We start from the raw sequence: 22,235 nt of genomic DNA, 5'->3' as shown, positions 1-22,235 counted from the left end.
TGGGCGATCTTGTTCGTGCGAATGTCCAGCCACTCGAACGAACGACCATGGACGGCGACAAGTTGAGCCGGCCGCAGAGCAGCGAAATGATCCGCACAAGAGACCCTTATCATTGCGGCGCAACCTGACATTAATGTTGTGCAGTCGGTTTAAGATGATGCCGCCCACTTGTTCAACTGCAGGAAGGAGGGACTTGACACTCGGCAGGTGACCACACGACCTTCTCGCCGCTTCGATCGAATCTCTGCAGCCCTACCCATTCAGCGAAACTAACAAGCAACATACCAGCACCAGCAAGGCCGGACGCAAACTGACAATCTGGAGACGCTGGCGGGAGACTGTCTTGCCGATCACGAGACCGGGAGGCGCCCAGCCTATTAATGTGGCGCGAGGGGCCGCTGTCGGTTGAGCGCTTGTGCTATGGACATCTCAAGATTAGCTAGGGCCTCCAGCTGCTCGGGCCGGCGCTATACGAGCTGATTGCGGGAAGCTAGCTGCAAGTGACCCGTCCGGGGGCACGCACAGGACGGGTCAAAAGCGGGGGCCGTAATTTGGGGCGAAGGTGAGCTGAACATAGAGGCACACGGCGCGTGGCTCTCGCCAGGACATTGGGTACACGCGCCGTGTGCGTTCCGCAAAGCGCTCCATGGAACGACATCTGCTACCCGCGGGATGTCTGTGCACTTCGGGCAGCAATGGCATAGCTGCGCTAGCTGACGAGAAGCTGACTACCGATATCCTCGGCAGCCGCTCTTACTTTTGATCTGGAAGACGAAGAGGGGTTTACTGGAGAGATGGGCCCATGAAGCGACATGGAACGCCTCATGGCTTGCCCCGCTCGCAGTTTGGTAAAGCGCGCTCGATCACTTCGAGGTTTGCGGGGTATCATCGCCTCCCGTCCCATCATGTAGAGCACAGCTTCATGTAGGTCTCGGTGGGTCGGCAATGCTGCGCGCAGCGCGACCACCGGCACAACCATGTCTCGATTCCGATCGGCTCGATCATGCCTAGCCAGCGCTACGCTTTTGGGCAAGCGAGCGACGGCGGCTCCGAGGGGATGGCTCGGCCGGACCCCATGATCAATTTTGCTGAACTTGACGCACAGAACTTCTCATCAGCCTGCTGGGAGGAAACGCACGGCGGAGCAGCAATTCTCACCGCCCTACACAAGCAAATACTGTCCGCCCACTTTGCAATAGAACTGCTGTATCTATCATTTTGCGGAGAATAACGCGCTCTTGGATCGAGAGACGGCTCGGTAACATGGTCATGTTCACGAGGAATGCCTGCCAGCTAGACCGCTACTTTGTAAGCGGTGGGACGTATTTGGTCCGGACGCGCCTGATGCGCGATCCACGTGGTAAACTCTCCTCCTCGAAGACCCGCACGAAGCCGGATGTCATAACCGGCGATCAGTCATAAAGCTTGCAGTGGATTAGCTGACCGCTCTCCGGTCCGTCGCGCCGCTGTAGCTGCCGCTGATCGTAAGCGGCGCCGAACGGCCTTTTGTCTGGACCTGAACGTCCTGACGTCTAGTGGCACGCTGCCCTGGGGCCCCTTCCATTTGTGAATTGCCGCGCGGGTCTGTCAGCTTTCAGTAAGCTCGCCCGGATACAGAGCTGTTGAGGTTGGCGGGATGTGGCAGGGACAGTGCTAGCGCACCAGAACGGTCGGCGCCGAGTCATGTTTCTCGTCAGCCTCATCAGCAGTGCGGATGCGGCAGGAACCTTTCTTCAACTCAGCCCCCCGGCCGGTAGGGCCCGGACCGCGCCCGCACTGCTTCCAAATTACGGGCTGATCCCAGTTCTAGTAGCTATGCCCGTTCTACCAGCATGACCTCCCGGTCAACTTCTTCCGCTACTTTGAGGCTGGCTCTGCGGGAGTCAGCGGCGCGTGGCAGGGACAGCACTTTCGCAGGCTCGGCAGTGACAGCACGCCAGAGCAACGCCTTTCCAGGAGCCGAGTCGTAAGCGGCAAGCTATGCTCGCAGGGCCGAGCTTCTTCGATCGTCGGCCGAACCGGGCGCGGTCAAAGGCCTTCAGGATCTGTGTCAGCCGCGCGATGCGCGCATCGGCATCGGCGTTGCGGGCCTTGAGATCGTCGACCTCGATCTCCAGCGCTTCGACACGGGTCGCCTTCTCAGCCATGGCAAGCACCATAGCCTTGAGCATCTCTACATCATTCGGGAGGTCGAGATCGGGCGGCGTCATTGACCCGACCAGAGCACATTTGCTCCGGCTCTCTCGTCCTTTCAGGCCGCTGATTCACTTCGCCGCAGCGCTTTTACCCAACAATCTCCGGCGCCTGACCGGCACAGCCCGGACCCGCTTCCAGTCCGTCCCATCCACCAGCGGCATCAACTGCGCGGAGGTGAGCTACCCGATGTTGTCCGATCCGCGGCCAGCAGAACTTCGCCTTTCGAGGCGTTTCAAATGAGGCACACGCCGGAGCCATCCGACCATACGATCTTGATTCGCTCGGCTCTTTTGAACACATAAAGCGCCCCATCGAACGGATCTGAGCCCGCATCGCGGACAAGCGCAACAAGGCCATCGATGCCCTTGCGGAAGTCGACCGGATGGCTGGCGAGGAACACCTTCACACCGGGGGATCAGGCGTTCCCGGCTGAGCAGGCTCGCAGGCTGCTGAGAGGTTTGGAGTTCCGATTACGCCTCGAAGCATACCAGTTTGCTCAATATGTTCGCGGTCGAGATCGGCGTGCTCGCCCGACAATGTCTCGACTGCCGCATCGACAGTTATGCCCGTCTCGTCAGAGAGACCGCTCCATGGGAAAACATCGCAACGCCGAGCGCGCACGGATCGATCGGATGTTCACGACCGAGAAGGCGCGCGCCAAATTAGGCCGTGCTCTATCCCAAGATATCTTACAGAGTGCCGAAAGCACAAAAGAGTCAAAATCTCTGTGCCCAGACGCTAGGTGCCGACGAGCCCCGTTCAGCCAAATTGCGGCCGATGAAAGAGAAGAACGCGGCCTCCCGGTAGGCTTTCGGCCGTGTAGGGCTGACCGTGGATAAAAAAAACGGTCATTGGGACATCCCGACTCGGCAGAAGACCTAGGCTCTGCAGTATATCGATCACGACAGGCGAAGCCTCTTGGGAGCCGTGCGTCCAGTCGTCGGCGAACAACTCTCCCAGTTCAGGCACTTGCGGGGGGCCTGACGGCTTGATGCCGGCGCGGCAGACGGCAGGGCAAAATTTTGCGCCAGCGCCGAAGGAACGTGCTCACGCCATTCGAAAGGTGCCGGCGAATCAAACCCTGGCGCAAGCACACCCGGCGTGGACCTAGGGTGATGAATGAGTTGAACGTCGTTGGGGCCTTCCGGTCCCAAGATGGCCGTATAGCGTTCGCCGCCAATCTCGTAATTCATAACTGGATGTTCCGCAACAGGCAAGAAGTCCCACTCGCCCAAGGTGGACAGCATCATGTCGGGGGCCAGCTGGGTGCGATGGGAAAAATCCTTGGGAACGGCGAACGAAACATCAAACGTATCGCCGACAGCGGGAGACCGCAGATGGATGAGCTGAACATCATTGGGCCCTCCCGGTCCCAACACGGCCGTATAGCGTTCACCGCGAATGTCGTAGGTCTTTACCCGCTGTGCTGCATCCGGCAAGAGGCCCCAGCGGCCAAGCTTGGTGCGCATCATATCCGGCGCGGCCTGGGTGCCGTGGGAGAAATCCTCTGGAATGGCCAAAGACGCATCAAAGATGTCGCTGGCTGCGGAGAACGTCTGCTCAAGCGTGGTCTGGGCCGCAGCGCCTTCTTTCATCATCCGTCCAAAGTGGTCTTCAGAGGCGGAATTCGGCTGCCGCGAGCTCGGCTGCCAAGTCGCGGCATCGAACAGCGCTTCCTGAGCGAACGTTTGCGCCGGCGAGTGGGCGATTGAACTCATCGTTGGCCAGGGCACCGGTGTATCGAACGTCGTCGGCGGCTGGAGGCCCTCGCGATCCGCGGCATCGAAAAGCGCTTCCTGAGCGACACTCTGCACCGGCGAGTGGATGTTCAAACTCATCGTTGGCCAGGGCAACGGTGCATCGAAGGTCATCGCTGCTAGGAGGCCCTCGCGATCCGCGGCATCGAAAAGCGCTTCCTGAGCGACACTTTGCACCGGCGAGTGGGTGGTCCAAGTCATCGTTGCCCAGCGCACCGGTGCATCGAAGGTCGTTGCCGACGGGAAGCCCTCGCGATCCGCAGCGTCGAAAAACGCTTCCTGAGCGACACTTTGCACCGGCGAGTGGATAGTTGAACTCATCGTTGGCCACGGCACCGGCGCATCGAAAGTCGTCGCCGGCAGGAGACCCTCGCGAGCCGCCGCATCGAAAAGCGCTTTCTGGGCGACATTTTGTATAGGAGGATGGGCCGGAAACCCGATTGCATGCCTGACCTGCGGAGTATTGAACCCGGACGGCAATGAGCCGCGCCCATCTGAAACGTTCCCCATCGGCTGCTCATCGGCCGAGCGCATGGGCGAGGGGGCGGGCGGCTGGATGACTTGGCGCGAGCTTCCTCCGCCCAAATTGTTCTGCCGGGCAATCGCGCGATAGTCGCGGAGCCCGTTCAAGGCGGCGAAGACCATCTTGTCATCCGGAAACAACCGGTCGGCGTAGCCAAGCAGTGTATTGTCACTGAGCTTGGCAATGGACAAGGGGCGGAGTGCTGCCGCCAACTTCCGCAGACCGCTCGCATAGCTGTCGGCCGTATTCGCACGGAGCCGTCGACCGAAACCTGCCGCGACGGCCTCCCTGATGAGGCGCTCATCGTCCCTGGAAGCACGATAATGCGATGAGATGGGGCGAGCGTTGGCATCAGGCTCGCGGTACCGAGTGACCATCGACAATGCAGCGGCGATGACTCTGTCGTTTGGCAGCAGCTTCCTGGCGTAACTAACCAACGTATCGTCATCGAGGCCAGAAATTGATTTGCCAGACTGCTTCAGCGCGTCAGCCAATTTGCGCAGCCGACGATCATAAATACTGATGGTCGTGGAACTCGGCGGTGGCCCTCGCTCGAGAGCAGCGCCAGACGCTGCCTGGATAAGGCGATCGTCCTCCTCAGTGACACCATAAAGCTCTCTGTGGGGATAGATGGGGCCGCCCCCTGGCGCGTTTAGCAGGTGCTGCTCAAATGCCGCTTGTGGCTGTTCCACGGTGGCAACTGACGCAACGGACCCTGTGTCGGCTGGGTTGATCGTGTTGAATCGGTCCATGGTCAGTCCGCTGGCATCGCTCTCTCGTTATTTCGCTACTCACGTTAGCTTTCCAAAACCTGACGTGGTCGATCGCAAAAGGTGAATGATGGCCGGCATGTGCCTTCTCCAAGGCTGCAGCATCGCTCGTGGCGGCCAAAGAAAGCGCCGATGAAAAATACGTCTTCAACTGAAAGCAATGCGTTGTGTGCTACTCTACCGACGTTCTCTCCACCTTCAGATCGCGATCACGGCGCTATGATCACGAGCACTGGTCCCATTCGGCGGGCTTTCGATTGGTCGGCGGCATCGGAACCGTTAATTTTTCGCACTCTTCCGTGTTCCTGGCCAGCATTCGAAGGTGACGTGCGTATTTAATGAAGCTCGCAATCTCTGCTTTCTTGTCGCCTGGCGCGAGAATAGCCGCGAAACGAAGCCATTTGTATACCAACTCGGTTATCCGTGTTCGCTTTCTGACACCGGCGCCGACACGTTGGGTGGCACCAGCTCAGGGACTACCGGGAGCCCTCGTCCAAGAAATCAGAGGCCGAGCGCGTTTGACTGCTGATCGCACTTTCGTTGCCATTGAGAGGCGATGATAACTTGTGAACCCGGGTGCATTCAGACAACCAGCACAAACCACGCTCTTATTCGGTTAAACCGATGTGCCCTTTCCGGAGCGGTAGCTGCCGTACTCCCTCAATAGGGCGTTCCATTGATCGGATGGGACGACGATGAGGCAAAGCAGCCGCCGAGCACGTTACCGAACTGGCGACTGGAAACGGGTGCCCACTAGCCATAACGGTTACGCCAAACGAGCGACGTGGACGCAATGATCGCTGATCTGGGGTCATGCGAACACCCATGCAACATGGAATTGCGCGGTATGCTCTTGCACATTCCCCTGGCGTGCTGTCGACATGCCTAAGTTACGCTCTTGGACACGCCTCATAGATCGTAGGCACTCTCGCTTCTTCCCTCAGCGCCGATGATCTCGGGGAGGCGACCTCCGGTGACGCTTTCCCTGTCGAAGCGTTCAGGGCGTTTGATGGCAGCCTTATTGAGCACGCCACGTGGAAATTCTGGACGAGATCGAGTGGTGCGGGTGAACAAGATAGGCCAATCGTTCTCGATGAGAGCCAAACCAATCGCTGCCCCATGTGCCAGCAATGGGGGGCGGCTCGAAGTCGCGCCGTGTTACGGGCGTGGTGACGACGCTCAAGCGCAAGGTGTTGCACAGCGAGTTCGGAGACGCGCCCAAACCCGCCTATCTGAGCTGCTGCACATTCCGTGTTGTCGTTCCCGCCGCGTCCGGCGCTACCGTGCCTACTCCATCTTCTCCGTTGCTCTTATTGCGCGGCGCGGAGGTACCGTAATTGGCAAGAGCATTGGCGGCGCGATCGCCATTACTCGTGAAGACAGACCGATTGTCCAGCAAGTCGAGCGGATCGTTCACCATGACTGCCAGATTGTTTCTGGTCGAGCAGCCAAGCGTTGGGTCGAATGAATTGTCGTTCACGGCAGGTCCCACGATCAAAAGCGATGGACAGATCGGAACATGGGCTTCAAAGGTGATCGCCTCGATCCTCACGCCGGAACGGGGCGGTAAATCGACCTGGGAAGGGGACAGCCGGATGTTATAGGGAGCAACGCCCATGGCGCGGGCCTCGTGCGCCGCTTGGGCCATGAGCCTAGGTGAGCCGGTGACATCCACATGGAGTGCGTCCCGCCGGCCGCCACTGACGTTCGCGATAAAGCTCCGCAGCTGAAGCTTTTCGGAGCCACGAAGGCTGTGCAGGAACAAGACACGTTTCCTCTGCTCGACCTGTATTGCTTGTTCAGCCGGCCCGAGATGGATCGACGCACTATTTGCGCAGCCACCCAATGTTGCCCCAATAACGATCAAGTGACACAAATATCGCGAGGTCATTTGACAATCCTTATTCGATGATAAATCCGGCGCTGCCGGTCAATCCTGGTGTGCTGGCGCGAGGCGCATCGCGATCTCGCGCCGGCCGGGCCATCGTGTTCGTCAAAATCCGCCCCGCGTCTGAGGGCGGTGAGATGCGGTCGCTTGGCGCACTCATCTTGTTCGGGTTCGATGCGGGCCGCACGATGTAGGGCGTGACAATAATGACCAGCTCGGTTTCACGTTTTTGAAACGATGAGGAGCGAAAAAGCGCACCCAGGATCGGCACATCGCCGAGCCAGGGAAACTCGCCGATATCAGAGTTGAAGTTGCGCCTGATCAGGCCGCCGATTGCAAAGCTCTGACCGCTGGCGAGTTCGACAACGGTGCTCGCCCGCCGAGTCGAGAGGGCAGGGACCGCCATGCCATTGATTTTGACTTCGCCTTCGCTCGACAGTTCGCTGACTTCGGGCTTCACACGGACATTGATCTGATTGTTGTTGAGCACAGTCGGGACGAATTCCAGGCTCACGCCGAACTGCCGGAATTGGACCGAAACCTGTCGATTATCCTGCATGACCGGGATTGGAAATTCCCCGCCGGCGAGGAAGCTTGCGGCTTCGCCGGACATCGCCGTCAGATTCGGCTCAGCCAGGATTGAGGCGAGGTGCTCGCTCGCGAGAGCGTCGAGAACAGCGCTGAGGTTGGTGTTACCGGCGCTAAACCCGATCCCGATCGTGCCACCGCCGCCGGCCGCGCCGGACCCGCCCCCTTTGCCGGTGACAAGGAAAGCGCCGTTTGGGCCGGAGGCGGTGAAGTTGATATTGAGATCCTTTACGGCGCTGCGGGAGACTTCTGCCACCCGTACGCTGAGATTCACCTGCAATGAGCCGGCGACCTGGATCTTGTTGACAACCAGCGCCCCCGCCCCAAGAAACTGCTCAGTGACCTTCCTGGCGGTCTCGACGACATCGGCATTGGGCGCCGTACCGCTAAGGATCGCGCCGCGCGGAGTATAGCTGACTTGAATCGGATAGTCGCCGACTTCGGCCTTCAGCGCCGCCCGCAGATCCTCGATCGGTTGGGTAACGATAACACGCAGCTCAGCGAGAGCCTCGCCATTGTCGTTCAGGGCGAACAGGCTCGTCCGTCCGGACTTTTTGCCAAAAACAAATATCGTGGTGTTCGAAGGCGCCTGATAATCCGCAATCGCCGGGTCGGCAATAAAGATGCTCGCAGCCGGTGCGGTCAGATGAACTGTCTTGCCCTGTGAGGAGGTAATGTTGAGCGTGCCGGTGCTGCCTGGCGCCGCGCGTAGCAGTTCTCCTTTGCCATCCCGCTTTGTCTGAGCTGTGGCAGCAAGCGGAAATAGCAGAGCGACTGCGCACAGCACGTAGCAGAGGCGGCGAAAAGCGGCATACTGCAGCGCGCTGGCGACCATCGTCGGCTCATCAGCCCCGGCGGCATTGTTAATGACGTTCAAGGGAGTGTTGCTTTCAGGTTGGGTCGGCTTAGGCAGCCGATGCTGCGCCAATGAGTTCAAGGGTGTAACCGACGCCGCGCGCGGTCTTGATCCTTAGCGTTGCACCCGCCTGGCTCAAATGCGCGCGTAAGCGGTAAATCCCGACTTCCAGCGCATTGGTCGAGACCTCGTCGTCAAATGCATACAAGCTATCTTCGAGCGATGCGCGCGGCACGGTACGGCCGGCGCGGTTGAGCAGATGTTCAAGAATGCAGACTTCGCGGCGCGCAATTCTGAGGATTCGACCACCGACCGAGACCTGTCGCGCGATCGGATCGAAATGCAAATTCCCAAATGTCACTACCGGCGCCGTCATTTGCGTTGACCGTCGCAAAATAGCCCGCATGCGAGCAATGAGTTCGTCGATAGACACGGGCTTGGGCAGAAAATCATCCGCGCCCGCATTGAAAATCGCAATCCGCCGTCTGAGATCATTGAGACTGCTCATCATCACGGCCGGCATTGACCGTCCCTCGCGCCGCAGCTGCTTCAGCCAGTCCAATCCGTCTCCATCGGGCAAATCCGATTCGAGCAGGACCATGTGGTAGTTCGCGCAATCGAGCGCGGTCGCCGCCTCATCCAGCGTGCGTGTCACGTCGACGGCGAAGCCGCAATTTAAGAGGGCTTCCTTCACGTCGCGGGCAAAGCCCGCATGATGATCAACCAGGAGAATTCGCATTTCATCGGCTCTCGTCTATCCACGTCAAGACCTGAGCGCGTCACGATTGAACATGGGGCTCGATGGAACTGAGAGGCGGCTGGATTGGTGCAGCCAACTGTTTGCACGCAAAATGTCGACCGCCTGAAGTTCCGTCGCGCCCGAGGTCCTCTCGTGTGGCCGCAGGCCAGCGAAAGCTGCGACCGATCCAATCGAGCTCCTCGGCGTTGTCATCGCGCATAGATCCAGGTGGCTACACCAGCACCATTTCGTCTTACGGGTGCACGGCGCCAGAATGATCGGATCTCGACTTTGGAGTTGGCGTGTGCCCAGCAAGGGCCAGATGGCGACCGCCAGCGCTTTGCTCGCGCGCTGCATCTTGATTCCCTTGCGAGGGGATCGGCGCTCCGTCCTTCGATCTGCACATAGGCGATGTCGGACGCTCGCCCCGGAGAGGAGCAGTCCAGTAGCGTGACGGGGCGGAGCGGCTGAGCATTGTGCTTTTGAGACGTTCGCAATTCTTGCTACCTGTCAGGAAGAGTACACGCGAACGGGTTCTGTGTCGCGGGGCTGTCGGAAATCCTACAATCTGACGCTAGGTGAGATTCAAGTGCCTTTGACCGCTGGCAGTAGCAGTGCTCTCGAACTCGCAAGGTGTCTGGAGCGATGACGACAGGTCCGAAACCAGACCTGTCGCAGGCAGTCGTCCTTGCTAGCCCTTAAGGCGTGACCTCACGCTCGTCCGACCGATCTCATGGTGCCAATTTAGCAAGGAGGCGGTGGCGAGCCGCGTGAGGCTTCTAGGACGCGTGGGAGCTAACTTCTGGGATGCAGACGTCCGAGCGCGCAAGCCGATTTGATCGGCAACGGACTGAGAAAGGAATCGATTGCCAAACGACATTCTTGAAGGCTGCCTCCATAGATTACGATCGAGTATGGGCCTTTTAGGCAAGATCGGCAAAATCGATTGTTTTGATGGAACGCATCCAGATCGCGAATAGGCCGCTCTGCGACGGTACGGCTCAGCCGCTGAGCGACACTCCATTGACCTGATCCTTGATGTGATCGCACCCGAGCTCTTTTGATTGATCGCGCGGTCGATGGCGGGTCGATCTGGCGAAGGGATCGATGCTCCGCCTTAGTGGCTCACGTCATCCGAGTGTCCCGCCAAATGTGTCGATGGCGATCGGATCGATGCGGACGGCCGCCGCACTCCAGTGGAGAGCCGTGGAAGAGCGACCAATGGTGCGAGTGTGTCCTCCTCCACAGCGTCGGATACTTCTTGGGATGTGGGTGCGCCTTCGTCTGTTGCGCAGCTCAGGAATGGGTTGATCTGAACGTTATTCGCAAAATCCTTATCGTTGTTCGTGAAGCGGCGCCGCTGGGACTGAGCTTTCCTTAGGGTTCGTCCTGGTCAACATCAAGGAACCTGCGAGAATGGCGCGGTCGCCAGTCGTCTAAATCGTCAGTCTCCAGTCTCCCCCTTGTAAGGGTTGTCTTCGCTGGCGATTCGGTAATTCTCCAAATCGCCGCCCAGGAACAAGCGCTCGGTCTCGGTGCTTGGCGTTCTGTCCAGTGAGCATATCAAATCCACGTCCGCATGGATGTTGTCCTGATCCTCCACATTCACTCCAAGGCCAATACTGCTCAGTGCGTCGTTGGGCGTCCAGACCGCGGACTTTGGTACGACGTAGGTGTGCAGCGTGTTCGCGTTGTTGGCGATCGCTCTCGCTCAGGGGTCACACGACACGTTGAGTTTTCAAGGGTCTTCGACCAATGACACGAATGGAGAAGCCGTCTTACCGCGCATATGCCATCCAGCCGGGCGCGCTCCATGGGATATCGCTCCAAAGGATCTCCCATGGAAGAATGATCCCGCGCCGTGTTAAGGACATGATATTGCACATGTGCTGGCTTCGGTGCGTGGTTTGCAATCGCTGTCGATGCAGCTTGAGATATGCGCCGATGCCGCTACATGGTCGAAAATGTGGTCCCGGTCGACACTGTCGTCCCCCGCTGGCGCCCATCGTGCTGATTGTCGATCGGCCAGGGCTATCTCGTTCTTGAGCGTTTCAAGAGTGGCGCCCGTTAGCGTTGCGGCAAGCCAGGCGCGCGCGCTGACAAATGATGCGGCTGGATAGTGACTGGTTTCCGGCGCGCCTCATTCGGCGCACTCGATGACTCAGCAGGATCCGGTGTTTGGTGAACCGAATGCAGGCCATGTAGCTGGTCTTCAAATTCTGCTTAGTGGCCGACAGCCGCACCGGTCAGCTGGCTTGCCCTACCTGGTGCGGCTGCGGCAGCGCATCGTGACCGTCAGCGGAGGCCTCTGCGGCATTCCGTGGATCGATGTTCATCTGTTTCTTCTCGCAAAATGGTTGTTGGCGTCCATTTCATTGCAAAGACAGCTTTCGACGGGGCGAAAAGGATGCTGTTTGTTTTAGATGAGGATTGACGGATCTAATGAGCCGAGCTCAGCCGCCCTAAAGCCGCAAGTTGGCGCTGCATTGCGCCATCTAAAAGTGTATTTCGAGAGGGTTGCGGCAAGGACTTGTTACTGGCGGCGTAAGGTTCGTGCCAGTCTAAGTCCGGACCTCTCGTTCAGGTGGCAGATACCGGCGCCGTTATGTTTTCTAATGGCTCGGCTCGATGAATCATTTCGCACCATGACGCTCGCGAGGAGGCGGCTTCAGCAAACCTGACCTACGATGTTGTGACGTCGGAATAGCCGTCACAACCACTTGCGTCTGATTGTGACTGATTGTCTTTGTTCGAAGTGCGACGGCGTTTGATGTCCGTAATCCGCCAAGCGGCTTGCGACAACGGTCTTACGACGCTGCGCTTACGCGACCTGTGATTCCTGTGGAGGGAGAAGAGCATATGAACTTAACTGGCAGAGCCCTGTTGATCCTGTTGTCCGTGCTTTCTGCGACAACCGTGAGCGCGGTGGCTAGAGCCGATGAGACCTCGCCGAAATACGCCGAGGTGCTCAATGCATTGCAGACGGGCAAGAACGTGAAAGTCATGCTGGATATGAACCGCTGTACCACCGCCGAGGGCGGCAAGCCCGGGCCTGCGACCCAGGCCGGGTTGGTCATCAATGCCTTCAGGGTGACCGCCCAGAACGGCATCAGCTTTGCCAATGCGCACCAAACGGTGGATAGCTCTGGACATGCCGTGACCGAATACATTCGTCACAGCCTCAGCCGCGAGGGCAAGCTTACCGTACGGGCCTCCAAGCTTGTCGTCGGGACCACCGAACTCGTGAACCAGGGCGAATTCGTCTGCGAAGTGCCTGATGGGGCAAGATTCATCTGGTAGACGAAAAGCACCGCGGGAATGCGCGTTGGCCTTGATCCTCTAGGGGTGTGGACGACATCGCAAGCCATCGCACGACAGTCTCGATAGTGACGACGGCCAGATCGTTTCTGGCCGTCTTTCGTCAGGGATGGCCAGGTTGCACGAACTTGCGTCAGTTCGCTCGCTGCACCCCTGAGGGGCTGGCGATGCGCATGGGATCGTATAAATCGCCCCGGTATGCTCGTATGGCCAGGAGCCAGGTCCTCACACTCAATCACAGCGCATATAGGCGTCGACAAGCTGTCTTCCCATTTTCATCAGCGTTTCCCGTGAGGACATATTTTTCCAACTCATTCGATCTGCTGGCGGCGATGATGATCTTCAGCCAAGCCAGGGTGTGGGCAACGCGCCTCGTATTTTATAGCCGGAATTCCCGGAGCTTGTCGCCTGAAAGGGGCGTAACGGCGATGTGGGCCCAAAAGTTTGATGATGCATCCTGCTGAGATCACGCTGGAACTGGCCTAGTGGCGTTTACTTAGAGCCTGCCCCTCGCTCGGACGTAGGTCTATCAGCGCTGGAGCCGGCTCCGCTCGGGCGGCGCCATCATCAACGACGAGCCGCTCGTGCACCCAAATTGCGGCCGATGGAGAAGAAAGCCGCCTCCGGGTAGGCTTTCGGCCGTGTATGCCGTCATTCTGTCTGGTCCTTTCGGATGCCGGAGCAAGCAATTCCTAGAAAGGGAGCGCAGCATTCGGTGCGCCGCGGATTGCTTTCCTGCTCAGGCGATTGCAAGTCCAGCATCGGCCATTTGTCAAAATGCTCTAGACGAAGCTCGTATCTCATCGCCAATAAGGCGCCGAGTTCGACAATCCGCTACCGAAAGGGGGACTGGTCTGCCCGTCGGCTCGCCTTTCTACACGTTTACCGCAGTTTGGTGCCATAGCCGCCACAAACATTCTCGTTGCGTCTCGGCACACGCCAGATGCCGGGTTCGATGCCTCTTGCCAAATTGCTCTGTTGAAGAGGCGGGGTTCGGCTCGGACCAAGCATTCGATCCTGGACCAAATCGACAATCCGTTTCAGCCGGCTGTGCACGAGCGCAGATATTGGGGTTCCCACGGCTACATGCGTCGTGCCGATCGGCAACCAATGCCTTACCTTTGCCACCAAAGATGGTGGCCGGGACCAGCCATCGCTATCAGAGCCGGGTGGCTCACTGACTTGCCACACAGTCTGTGATCTACTTTGAGACCCTACAATATAACGCTGCGTATATTGGTCGTCGTGTTCCTCCGGTAGTTTAGCAACAGCAAGTGGAGTAGCGTTCACTTTCCAGCGGTGCCCGGTGGCAGGCGCAGGCCAATCCACTGACCGTATTGCAGGGAAGTCACGCTTTCGGGTTTTCCTCGGTGTACTGGCTCCGCGGTCCCCGGCTAATTCACTACCGCTTTCGTTTCGGACCATGAAGTCTCGTCTCCACCTCCTAGAAGTTGGCACTTCTTAACGTCCACGCAGAGATCCGGGCAACTGCTGCGTTCTGCGACCTACATAGTCGCCTAGCAAATGATGGCCGAGCCCTTTCCAACCAGTCAGGCCTTTTCTTACAACGAGCATCGCGAATTTCGAGTGTTTCATCGCACTATTAGATGGTTTCCGAGCGCAAGCTTGCCGGCTGCTCTTATTTGCCAAAGTCGGCAGGTAAGCTGCTGATCAACACTGTGGCGCCGAATGTCTAATGTCTGATGTGTTCTCGAACGCATCTATTCATGGTCGATCCGTTTCGAGCCCCTCCTGCAAATTGAAGCCAGTGCGATCGTAGCATCGGTTGTCATCCGTGAGCCTGATCAGGGATCAGGCTCTTGAGAGACATCGCTAGAGAAGAGGATGCCAACTGAGGCGAGTATAATGGAATACTCAACTATTGCGTTTGGCTGCGTTCAACCTCTACACATCCTTTCGTGACTGGCGCTCGCGCCGGCGGCGGGAGTCCAGGCGCTTGTGATTGCGAAGACGCGTTCAAAACGCCTTCCAGCGAAAGTGGCGGGCATCTTGATGAGCTATGGAGAACCAATATGAAGGCGCCGCTTTGAAGCAGCTCAGCGTTGGAATCGAGTTGGACGCACCTGGGCGCTATTGGGCGTGCGTCGTGGTCGAAAGCCTCCTGCGCCTCGTCCGCTGCGAGAAGGTGCCAAGAGGTAGCCAGGGCGTCTTTAGTGATATCCCTCTCGCACCAATGAGCGGCTTGTTATTAACCTCCTCAAGATGGCTGTTCGCGAGCATTCAGGGCGGGCCTTCGAGAGAGCGCAGGGTGGTCCCCGAGACCGCTGGCAAAGATCCAATTGTCAAGACGTATCGAGCGGCTAAGCCGCCGCTGCATTCGGGGGTGTGATGTCTTCGATCGACCCTATGCTCCATATCGGCTTAAATCTCCATGGTGCTGGCGGTCACTCTGCCGCGTGGCGCTGGCCGGGCACAAATCCAAACGCGTTTTTCGATATCGAGCACTACGTCCGGGCTGCGAAAATTGCGGAGCACGGTCTGCTGGATGCCGTATTCCTCGCCGATACCCCCGCGATAAGTTCCGACATTACGCACCAGCCGCCGCTCAATGGGCTCGAACCCACGCTGGTCCTCACTGTGATTGCCCGCGAAACGGAGCGGATTGGGCTGATCGCCACCGCATCGACAACCTACAATGAGCCATACAATCTCGCCCGGCGTTTCCAATCGCTCGACGTCATCAGCGGTGGCCGCGTCGCGTGGAACGCGGTCACGACATCGAGCTCCGCGACGGTGGCGAACTTTGGCGGTCAAGAGATCGCACGAGCGGATCGCTACAGACGCGCCGAGGACTTTGTTGAAACCGTCCGTGCTCTCTGGCTAAGCTGGAGCGAAGAAATGATCATCGCGGACCAGGCTGCGGGAGTTTACGCAGATCAGAGAAAATTCCGGCTGCTCGACCCTGATACGAATAGTTTTGGCATCAGAGGCCCACTTACACACCCCGCTTCGCCTCAAGGTCATCCAGTCATCGTTCAAGCGGGCGGTTCGGATCCCGGATTACGGCTTGGCGCGCGCAGTGCAGATGTCGTGTTTGCGGCAGCCGGGGATTTGACAACGGCGCTGCAGGAGGCCGAACGCCTCCGTGATCTCTCTCGTCAATTCGGCCGCCCTGCGGCTCCGCTCATCCTGCCAGGTCTTGTCACCTGCATCGGCGGAACCGAAGAAGAGGCAGCTCGTCGCAAAGAGCAATTGGACGCGTTGCTCGATCTGGAGCGCGCCATCGCCGCTCTTGCACGAAGCATGGGCCTTGCAGTCGAGAAACTCAGCCTGGAAAGCCCCATCCCTGAAGAGATTTTGCCCGATGCAGATAACGTCCCGTTTTCTGTCGGTCACCATCGCACGATCGAGACTCTGGCGCGTCAAGGCCGGACCGTCCGCGAGATCATCAGCAGCGTCCAAGCTTTTGGCCACCGCGTGCTCGTGGGCGCACCCGAGCAGATCGCTGATTCGATTGAGGCCTGGTTCCGCGCTGGCGCGGTCGATGGCTTCAACATCATTCCGGACGTGCTGGCCGACGGCACTGCGGCCTTTGTCGACCACGTCGTGCCACTCCTCCAGAAGCGTGGTCTATTTCGCACAGAATATCGGGGGGAGACATTGCGCGAGCATTTGGGGATTCCCCTCCACATCGAACCAGCAAAAAAAGCCGGTACGTCAGCGGTCTGACGCTGCTTTCTCCCGTCCGCATTCATTGCCCTGGAGCTTGGATATGTCTGTATCGGATGCGCAATCATCGAGGCGTTTCAGCCGCCAGTCGAACCATCGCGGAAGAAAAGTCGCGGCTAGCCTGTTCGTGCTCCAAAGCTTGTCACAGTTCGCGCCCAGTGGCCATGCCCAAGAGGCGCCGGCCGGCAACGTCAAGCGAGGCGGCGTTATTCGTTACGGGCATTTTCAAGAACCGGCGTGCCTGTTCGGAGGATGGGTGCAGCAATGGTATCTGCAACGCCAGTATAGCGATAATCTGGTTGCCCGCAGCGAGGATGGCCAGATTGTGCCATGGCTGGCTGAGTCTTGGACCATTTCCGACGACAAAAAGGTATACACATTCGAGATTAAGCCGAATGTAAAGTTCACCGACGGGACTGCCCTCGATGCGCAGGCCATCGCTGACAATATCAACGGATGGCTTAGCAATGACCCCGATCTTCGCAACCCGACTGCCGCTCCTTATCTCGGCGATAGCTTCGAATCGGCAAGGGCAATTGCTCCTCTGAGGTTGCAGGTAAAATTGAAGGTGCCGTTCCAGCCCTTGCTGAACGTGTTCGCCCAATCCTCACAAGGCATTCTCTCGCCATCGGCACTCAAACGTGGCCTTGCGGTGAATTGCGAGAACCCTGTCGGCTCAGGTCCATTCATCGTCGACAAGTGGCGCCATGGGCGGGAAGTCACCTTCCGCCGCAATCCCGACTACAATTCGGCGCCGGCCACCGCGAAACATCAAGGGCCGGCTTACGTTGAGGGGATCAGCTGGAAGTTTCTGCCAGATCAGACTGTCCGATACGGCTCGCTGATCACAGGGGAGACCGATGCTATATACGATGTGCCGGCTATCGCATGGAAGGACGCCAATTCCCGCTTTCCAGTATTGCGGCACGTTACCGGTGGCACCCCTCTGCGCCTGGCGTTGTATACGGCCCGGCCCCCATTTGACGACGTGCTCGTCCGCAAGGCCTTTGCCTATTCTACTGACCGGAAGGCCGCGGTCGACACATCCTTCCTCGGCTCTTTGCCATTTGAAGGTAACGGTGCGCTAAGTCAGAGCTCGCCGGAATACCTGCGTGAGCTCGGGCAGTCCTATGCGTACGATATTCGGAAAGCCAATCAGCTGCTTGATCAGGCGGGTTGGACTGAGCGCAACCTTAACGGCGTTCGTATTAAGAACGGCAATCCGCTCATCGTGCGCATTTCCTATTCGTACGCGTTTCTCAAGCCCGATGGCGAGCAAGCCTTGCAAGTTATCCAGCAGCAGGCAAGGGCGGCCGGTTTTGACGTACGTCTTCAACCCACCAATCCGGCTGATTTCTTCGCCGGAAAAAACCTAGGGCCCAACGATTATGAGATCGTGCTTCTATATTGGGTTGCACCCGGTGCTGAGATATTCCGAATTTCGTGGAAGCCGGACCAGAATGGCGAGCCCAATCGCTTCAATCCATCGCGCTTCCAAGATCCGACACTTTGGGAGCTGATCCAAAAGGCGGAGCAGGATTTCAATAGCGCTGAACGTACCGGCCTTTATCAGCAGGCGGAACGGAAGATCGTGGATGAGGCTCCTGTGATTGGCCTTACGGTGCTGGATGTGACTTTGGCCACCACCCCGCACCTGAAAGACGTGTGGCTGGACCACGGGTCAGTGGGCGAGCCCGTCTTCTATGACGCTCATTTCGACGAGAAGAAATGATACCGTGAAGGTCGTATCCCACAATCCGCTTGTTTGGTTCGCGCGCCGTATTTTATCCGGTGTGGCCGTCGTGTGGGCTGCAGCAACATTTACGTTCCTAGTTCAGTGTTTGATGCCCGGCGATCGCGCGCAGATCGTCATCAATGTGAGGAGTGGCGACGTCGGGCCGGCACCTGCGGCCGAGCTCGCAACGATCAATGCGAAGTATGGCTTTGATCAACCGCTTGCCGTTCAATATGGCAAATACATATTGCGAATCCTGCATGGAGATCTTGGTGAATCATACCAGCAGCATCGACCCGTCGCGGCGATCATCGCAGAACAGATTGGCCCCACCATTGTTCTGGCGATCGCCGCGCTGCTGATGGCTTGGGTTATTGCGATCTTGACCACTCTGTTGATCGCCGGCAGAGACAACATATGGTCGAAGCTGCTCAGCGGCGCGCAAATCTTCTTGGCAACCGCACCGCCTTACTGGCTAGCTACAATTCTGCTCGTCGTGTTCGCGGTAAACTTGCGCATTTTTCCAGTTGTCGGAGAAAGCTCGCCGATGGGACTCGTTCTCCCAACACTTGCTCTGGCTCTCGAACTGTCCGGCGTTTTCGGACAAGTCGTTCTGAACGAGTTCACGCGCGTGCTCGAGCAGCCCTTCGTTACGTCCGCGCGGACCCGAGGTATGAGTGATTTCGGCGTCAGGCTTCACCATGTCTTGCGCCATGCTGCATTGCCCGGCGTAACCTTATCAGGCTGGGCGCTCGGCAAGCTTCTTTCAGGGGCGATTTTGATAGAAATCGTTTTCGCTCGCCAAGGGCTGGGTGGAGTTCTTGTTGCCGCAACGTCCTCGCGAGACGTTCCGATTGTCTCGGGGGCTGTTTTGATCTCTGCGGGCCTATTCGTCACTGTTAGTATGATTGTCGATCTATCTTATCGGATGCTCGACCCGAGGATTAGGTTGACATGAGCATGCTCGCAGAAGTGACCGTGTCTCGGCCGCTCAGAGAACTCCTGGCATTCGCCCGCCATGTTCCCGTCCGAGTTGCTGCCTCGCTTATTATCATTTGTTTCTTTGCCCTCGCGGCGGTGATGCCAAAGGTGCTACAGACGCACGACCCGTTCGCTATTGATTTGAGATCGTCGTTGCAGTCTCCTTCGATCGCCCATTGGTTGGGGACAGATCAACTAGGCCGGGATCTTTACTCCCGATTGCTGGAGGGGGCAGGCCAATCGCTTGCCATCGGACTCGGCGCGACCGCGCTGAGCATGTCCATTGCACTCATTCTCGGCGTCGCCGCCGCACTTTCTGGTGGCGTGTTCGACAGCATCCTCAGCCGGATCGTCGACGTGCTCTTCGCAATCCCCACGCTCTTGCTCGCCCTTGTGTTCGTGACCGTTTTTGGGCCGTCGGTATTGACTGAAGTCATAGCTGTTGGAATCGGCACAGCGCCAGGCTATGCGCGCATGATCAGGGGCCAGATGCTTTCCATCAAAGGAACAGGGTATGTGGAAGCCGCCAAGGTGCTGGGCCATCCATTTCCCCGTATCGTCTGGAGGCATATTCTTCCCAACGCCATGAACCCGCTAACAGCAATGATGACGATCGGCGTGGGGCAGGCCATTATCTGGGCCTCCGGGCTTGCCTTTTTAGGGCTTGGCGTCGCTCCGCCGGCCCCTGAATGGGGCGCGCTGCTCAATGCCGGGCGGAATTATGTGATCTACGCCTGGTGGCTGGAGATCATACCCGGTCTGGCCGTGACAGCGTTTGCCCTCAGCGTCACCATCGTCGGGCGCCATATACAGGACCGTCTGGAAGGAAAAAGCTGAATGTCGCAGGTTCGTCCCAAGCCGGTCTCGCAGCAGGCAGACCTCCTCACGGTCGACTCGCTGCGTGTTTCCTTCGGGCGCGAAATCGCGGAGAAAGCGGTTGTGCGCAGTATGTCCTTCTCCCTCCGACCGGGACGGTGCCTTGCGATCGTCGGTGAGTCCGGCTCGGGTAAGAGCGTAACTGCCCGGGCTCTCGTAGGCCTAGCTGGTCGCAACGCCGATGTCCATGCACGCCAGCTGAGCTTTGACGGGACGGACCTGATCGGCCTTAACGATCGTGGCTGGCGGCGCATTCGCGGCAATGAGATTGGCTTTGTATTACAGGATGCACTCGTCGCGCTTGATCCGCTTCGCCAGATCGGCAAAGAGATCGGTGAAGGCTTGCTCCTCCATGGTGCGGTGTCATCACGCGAGGAACTCGCGCAGCGCGTCATTGCTCTTCTTGAGCTCGTCGGTGTCCCTGAGCCCGAGACCAAAGCCCAGCAACTGCCGCATCAATTATCCGGCGGCCAGCGTCAACGGGCTCTCATCGCTGCAGCACTTGCGCTTGATCCACGCGTCCTTATCGCCGACGAGCCGACTACCGCTCTTGACGTGGCCGCGCAAGCTCATGTGCTGGCACTGCTCGAGGAGACCAAAAAACGGGGCAAGGCTCTGATCCTGATCAGTCACGATCTGGCAGTGGTCTCCCGCGTGGCGGATGAGATCCTCGTCATGCAACGAGGCGAGGTTATCGAACGCGGCACCGCCGCCGAGTTATTCAAAGATCCGCGACACCCCTACACCCGCCAGCTGCTGGACGCCGTGCCATCAGGCCGGCCGCGCGGCTCACGACTGGCACCATCGACTATTGTGCGTTCGCCTGGCCGGCAAACGCAGCCCCCCGTGCAATCGCTGCCGAAATCTCGTCCCATCCTGCTCGAAGCGACAAGTCTGGTGAAGCACTTCAAGGGCCCGGATGGCACTCTGCGGGCGGCCGTGGACGGCCTCTCCTTCGAACTGCGATCCGGCGAGACTTTGGGCATCGTCGGCGAATCTGGATCAGGAAAGTCAACGATGGCGCGCATGATCCTGGCGCTCGACGAGCCTGACGAGGGAGCCGTTCAGTTTGCAGGCCGGCCTTGGACCACGCTCGCTGAACGCGAACGCCGGGCTCGGCGGCGGTCCATATCGATCATCTACCAGGATCCTCTTGGCTCGTTTGATCCACGCTGGACTGTCGGACGCATCATATCCGACAGCCTCTCGAGCGACGTTGAGACACGGCGCAAGCGGCAGGAGCGCGTTATCGAGCTGCTCGATATGGTCGGACTCTCCCAAGCCTTGCTGGACCGACGGCCGCTCGAACTCTCCGGCGGTCAGCGCCAGCGCGTTGCGATCGCCCGCGCGATCGCACCAAATCCTGCCGTAATCGTCTGCGATGAACCGGTTTCGGCGCTCGACGTCTCAATCCAGGCCCAGGTCTTGGACCTGCTCGGCGATTTGAAGGACCACCTCGGCATAAGTTATCTCTTCATCTCGCATGATCTTAGTGTTGTTCGTCATATCAGCGATCGCGTCATAGTTATGCGCCGGGGGAGAATCGTCGATAGTGGCCCCACTGAAGAGATATTTCGTAATCCACTGTCTGAATATACCAGGAGCCTTATCGCGGCCATGCCGCGTCTTGTGCGCGAGCAAGAGATAAGTCAATCATCTACGATCCTCGAAGAAGGCATCGCATGAATGCCTTCGAATTCGATCCTTTATCATAAAAATGTCTGTCTCCGATCGCGTGGGTATTCGCCTTGCGCGCCGATTTGGCGACAATTGCGCGCTCATTCATCGCTCGACCAGGACAGCTGTGGCACGGGTTCCCATTAGATGGACCGGCGGGCGCGCGGAGCAGGGCTAGCCGAGTTCGAACAGTCGCTAACTGTGAGGTCGGCGATCCGCAAGTGTCAGATTGCAAGTCATCGATTGGTGCCCGCAAGGACACGCGGCTCTTGCTCTGCGCGCAAACGAGCTCGGAATTTTCGCTTTCACGATAGCCTTGCGAACATGGTGCGGTCTCTGACAATGAGACCGTGTTTGTCAGGTTCAAAACATTCGGCGTCAATATCGATTTCATGACGCCTATTCAGCCCTTAATTGCGACTGATGCGGCTGGCACGGTCATTGCTATCGAAAATGAGGTAATGCCGAGTAAGGGCTGAGTGCAGCCCTAGATGAACGATCACCTTTCTGACCGCAAGCCGTGGTCCATTGAATGGAAGCAAGACGTTGAATTTTTCGCATTCACTTTGATGGAGAGCGATGTGGATTTTCCTGCGAGAGCCCACGAGGCAAATCGCAACTTCTGGACATATCGTCACTGT

Annotated in this window: 12 protein-coding genes and 1 pseudogene; 7 read left to right on the top strand and 6 right to left on the bottom strand. The window is 58.3% G+C overall.

From position 1 onward, the window contains the following. Positions 1–1,979: 1,979 nt before the first annotated feature. The 6 genes and pseudogenes from YU9_RS45355 to YU9_RS0102650 all read right to left on the bottom strand — a co-directional run. A pseudogene (locus tag YU9_RS45355) lies at positions 1,980–2,210 on the bottom strand (IS66 family transposase); the annotation flags it as partial. Positions 2,211–2,428: 218 nt separating this feature from the next. Next, on the bottom strand, positions 2,429–2,602 hold the full coding sequence (gene tnpB / locus YU9_RS45350) for an IS66 family insertion sequence element accessory protein TnpB (protein ID WP_084298886.1): 174 nt from the start codon (positions 2,600–2,602) through the stop codon (positions 2,429–2,431). A gap of 493 nt (positions 2,603–3,095) precedes the next feature. Next, the gene (locus YU9_RS40745; protein ID WP_245266285.1) at positions 3,096–5,228 is read right to left on the bottom strand and encodes a hypothetical protein; all 2,133 of its coding nucleotides are present in this window, start codon (positions 5,226–5,228) and stop codon (positions 3,096–3,098) included. A gap of 1,246 nt (positions 5,229–6,474) precedes the next feature. Then, positions 6,475–7,137 (bottom strand): CpaD family pilus assembly lipoprotein, encoded by a 663-nt coding sequence (locus YU9_RS0102660; protein WP_027571369.1) that lies wholly within the window; start codon positions 7,135–7,137, stop codon positions 6,475–6,477. 10 nt (positions 7,138–7,147) lie between these two features. Continuing rightward, complete coding sequence (locus tag YU9_RS0102655; RefSeq protein WP_027571368.1) at positions 7,148–8,599, bottom strand: type II and III secretion system protein family protein; 1,452 nt, start codon at positions 8,597–8,599, stop codon at positions 7,148–7,150. A 28-nt stretch (positions 8,600–8,627) separates the two neighbouring features. Further along, positions 8,628–9,317: a response regulator transcription factor gene (locus YU9_RS0102650; protein WP_027571367.1), complete on the bottom strand. Its 690-nt coding sequence runs from the start codon at positions 9,315–9,317 to the stop codon at positions 8,628–8,630. Positions 9,318–11,473: 2,156 nt separating this feature from the next. Between YU9_RS0102650 and YU9_RS47340 the strand changes: the two genes are divergently transcribed. The 7 genes from YU9_RS47340 (at position 11,474) to YU9_RS0102605 (ending at position 21,603) form a co-directional block, all read left to right on the top strand. Further along, positions 11,474–11,740 (top strand): hypothetical protein, encoded by a 267-nt coding sequence (locus YU9_RS47340; RefSeq protein WP_156951638.1) that lies wholly within the window; start codon positions 11,474–11,476, stop codon positions 11,738–11,740. A 436-nt stretch (positions 11,741–12,176) separates the two neighbouring features. Further along, positions 12,177–12,617: a VirK family protein gene (locus YU9_RS0102640; RefSeq protein WP_027571366.1), complete on the top strand. Its 441-nt coding sequence runs from the start codon at positions 12,177–12,179 to the stop codon at positions 12,615–12,617. Positions 12,618–14,984: 2,367 nt separating this feature from the next. Continuing rightward, positions 14,985–16,325 carry an NtaA/DmoA family FMN-dependent monooxygenase gene (locus YU9_RS0102625; RefSeq protein ID WP_027571364.1) on the top strand — a complete coding sequence of 447 codons (1,341 nt, stop codon included), beginning with the start codon at positions 14,985–14,987 and terminating at the stop codon, positions 16,323–16,325. Positions 16,326–16,368: 43 nt separating this feature from the next. Next, positions 16,369–18,057 (top strand): ABC transporter substrate-binding protein, encoded by a 1,689-nt coding sequence (locus YU9_RS0102620; protein ID WP_051380322.1) that lies wholly within the window; start codon positions 16,369–16,371, stop codon positions 18,055–18,057. A 4-nt stretch (positions 18,058–18,061) separates the two neighbouring features. Continuing rightward, positions 18,062–19,018 carry an ABC transporter permease gene (locus tag YU9_RS0102615; RefSeq protein ID WP_245266284.1) on the top strand — a complete coding sequence of 319 codons (957 nt, stop codon included), beginning with the start codon at positions 18,062–18,064 and terminating at the stop codon, positions 19,016–19,018. After that, on the top strand, positions 19,015–19,878 hold the full coding sequence (locus tag YU9_RS0102610) for an ABC transporter permease (protein WP_027571361.1): 864 nt from the start codon (positions 19,015–19,017) through the stop codon (positions 19,876–19,878). The genes YU9_RS0102615 and YU9_RS0102610 overlap by 4 nt, the downstream gene beginning before the upstream one ends. After that, positions 19,879–21,603: an ABC transporter ATP-binding protein gene (locus tag YU9_RS0102605; protein ID WP_027571360.1), complete on the top strand. Its 1,725-nt coding sequence runs from the start codon at positions 19,879–19,881 to the stop codon at positions 21,601–21,603. Positions 21,604–22,235 lie beyond the last annotated feature (632 nt).

Origin of the sequence: Bradyrhizobium sp. WSM1743 (assembly GCF_000473065.1) — a bacterium.
Classification (GTDB): Bacteria; Pseudomonadota; Alphaproteobacteria; order Rhizobiales; family Xanthobacteraceae; genus Bradyrhizobium.
The sequence above is the reverse complement of the archived record's forward strand: the minus strand, read 5'-3'. Positions and strand labels throughout refer to the sequence as shown.

What these genes read in the sequence shown, in the direction of transcription:
- YU9_RS40745 (WP_245266285.1), bottom strand. Translation starts at nt 5,228, where the DNA reads ATGGACCGATTCAACACGATCAACCCAGCCGACACAGGGTCCGTTGCG.
- YU9_RS0102605 (WP_027571360.1), top strand. Translation starts at nt 19,879, where the DNA reads ATGTCGCAGGTTCGTCCCAAGCCGGTCTCGCAGCAGGCAGACCTCCTC.
- YU9_RS0102650 (WP_027571367.1), bottom strand. Translation starts at nt 9,317, where the DNA reads ATGCGAATTCTCCTGGTTGATCATCATGCGGGCTTTGCCCGCGACGTG.
- YU9_RS47340 (WP_156951638.1), top strand. Translation starts at nt 11,474, where the DNA reads ATGACTCAGCAGGATCCGGTGTTTGGTGAACCGAATGCAGGCCATGTA.
- YU9_RS0102620 (WP_051380322.1), top strand. Translation starts at nt 16,369, where the DNA reads ATGTCTGTATCGGATGCGCAATCATCGAGGCGTTTCAGCCGCCAGTCG.
- YU9_RS0102660 (WP_027571369.1), bottom strand. Translation starts at nt 7,137, where the DNA reads ATGACCTCGCGATATTTGTGTCACTTGATCGTTATTGGGGCAACATTG.
- YU9_RS0102640 (WP_027571366.1), top strand. Translation starts at nt 12,177, where the DNA reads ATGAACTTAACTGGCAGAGCCCTGTTGATCCTGTTGTCCGTGCTTTCT.
- YU9_RS0102610 (WP_027571361.1), top strand. Translation starts at nt 19,015, where the DNA reads ATGAGCATGCTCGCAGAAGTGACCGTGTCTCGGCCGCTCAGAGAACTC.
- YU9_RS0102625 (WP_027571364.1), top strand. Translation starts at nt 14,985, where the DNA reads ATGTCTTCGATCGACCCTATGCTCCATATCGGCTTAAATCTCCATGGT.